This window comes from Paenibacillus albiflavus (assembly GCF_004344915.1).
In the GTDB taxonomy this organism is placed as follows: Bacteria; Bacillota; Bacilli; order Paenibacillales; family NBRC-103111; genus Paenibacillus_AM; species Paenibacillus_AM albiflavus.
This window is the reverse complement of sequence record NZ_SKFG01000079.1, coordinates 1-2,038: the sequence shown is the minus strand read 5'-3', so window position 1 is coordinate 2,038 and position 2,038 is coordinate 1. Positions and strand designations below refer to the sequence as shown.

Annotated in this window: 3 protein-coding genes; all 3 read right to left on the bottom strand. The window is 37.6% G+C overall.

Going from position 1 to position 2,038, the window contains the following annotated elements; translation table 11 throughout:
- Positions 1-259, bottom strand: a 259-nt coding sequence (locus tag E0485_RS24450; protein WP_132420630.1) for a PhzF family phenazine biosynthesis protein, incomplete at its 3' end; no start/stop codon positions are given.
- Positions 260-613: 354 nt separating this feature from the next.
- Complete coding sequence (locus E0485_RS25305) at positions 614-760, bottom strand: hypothetical protein (protein ID WP_165921228.1); 147 nt, start codon at positions 758-760, stop codon at positions 614-616.
- A 123-nt stretch (positions 761-883) separates the two neighbouring features.
- Positions 884-1,732: a PhzF family phenazine biosynthesis protein gene (locus tag E0485_RS24445; RefSeq protein ID WP_132420628.1), complete on the bottom strand. Its 849-nt coding sequence runs from the start codon at positions 1,730-1,732 to the stop codon at positions 884-886.
- Positions 1,733-2,038 lie beyond the last annotated feature (306 nt).

Genomic DNA, 2,038 nt, shown 5'->3' with positions numbered 1-2,038 from the left:
AACACAGTTCTTCATGAATGATTGATACCGCTCCCAAAATCGGATGTCCAGCAAAGTCCAATTCCTCTTCTACTGTAAATATTCTAGCGCGAAAATGCTTCTCTCCAATTTGTCTCAGGAAGATTGTCTCAAATTGCTTAAATTCCTCAGCAATTCTCTGCATATACTGAGTGTCCATATCTTCTTCATGAAAAATAACTGTTAATCCATTTCCTGATAAACTTTTAGAGCTAAATACATCTGCATGATAGTAAATCATTCATTTTCTCCTTTTTAACAACATACTCGTGACTTTATCGGTTACTATCTTACAATTCGTCCGAATGCGATAATCCCCCTGCTTTTTTCCACGAAAAATAAGCACCAGTTGTGTGCTTATTGTAGAATAAAACTATAGCATATTCTTCCTAATAATACTCTACAAAGACAGTACGAACAGCTTTTTATTGCATTACATTTAATTAGTTATGAACAGAAACAGCTGAAACCCTTTTTATCAAGGACTTCAGCCGTTTCTCTTTTTCTTATTCCTCATTCAAATGAACAGCCATTACTGGATGCACTTCACAATTGTAAGACTCAATGCTGTCTTCGCAGATAGTATGTTATTTCATTAACCTTTAATAACTTCAACCTTCTTATCTCCTGCTGTCTTCGGCTCAGCACTTTGGGCATAGACTGTGCTGCTTACAAGCAACATAGTCACGACTAGAGCTGTGCTGAGGGCTGTGAAAATCATTTTTCTATTGCGATTGACCATGACCATACCTCCAATATCAATATGTATCTTTTGATAAGTGGATCAAGCTGTCTGATAATTGTATTATAACGTACTAGAAGTGGTTGTAAAAGGAGTTTTTTCCTTAAACAGGGGTTTTCACCTTTATATTAAAAGCAGCCCTTTTGCAATTATCTTAACGTCTCCCGCCACTTTAATCTCTCTTGTGGATGGGTCCGTAAAAACTTTTATCTTGCTGGGTCTTCCCACAAAACCGCCTTGATTAATAATGATTTCCCCTGTTTCTTTGCAGATATTCCATTTGTAAAGATAAGCTCCAGTCGGTCCGGCGGCGCTGCCGGTTGCCACATCTTCTACAGCTCCAAAATTGTCCCAAGTGCGACCTTCCATTCTGTCTACATCAAACAAATAAACAAACTTCGCTTGAATTTTGTTTAGCTGTTCCTCTAAGTTTCTGACGCTGATCTTTGCCTGTTCCAACCCCGAAGCGAGAGGGACAATCAAATACGGCAACCCTGTTGAAACAACCTCTATTGGTAACGTTGAATGAAGATTGTCGACTGTAAGATTCAACGCCTGCAAGAATATGTTCCTCAATTCACCCTCAACAGACCCCAAAAACTCAGGAACGCCCTGATTCATCGTGGCTTGGAAATAGTCACCTTTTTTTATCGATTCTGCTTGCAGTGTTTTATTGTTTAACTCAAAGACTGCGGTTATGCTACTTTCATCTGAACACAGTTCTTCATGAATGATTGATACCGCTCCCAAAATCGGATGTCCAGCAAAGTCCAATTCCTCTTCTACTGTAAATATTCTAGCGCGAAAATGCTTCTCTCCAATTTGTCTCAGGAAGATTGTCTCAAATTGCTTAAATTCCTCAGCAATTCTCTGCATATACTGAGTGTCCATATCTTCTTCATGAAAAATAACTGTTAATCCATTTCCTGATAAACTTTTAGAGCTAAATACATCTGCATGATAGTAAATCATTCATTTTCTCCTTTTTAACAACATACTCGTGACTTTATCGGTTACTATCTTACAATTCGTCCGAATGCGATAATCCCCCTGCTTTTTTCCACGAAAAATAAGCACCAGTTGTGTGCTTATTGTAGAATAAAACTATAGCATATTCTTCCTAATAATACTCTACAAAGACAGTACGAACAGCTTTTTATTGCATTACATTTAATTAGTTATGAACAGAAACAGCTGAAACCCTTTTTATCAAGGACTTCAGCCGTTTCTCTTTTTCTTATTCCTCATTCAAATGAACAGCCATTACTGGATGCACTT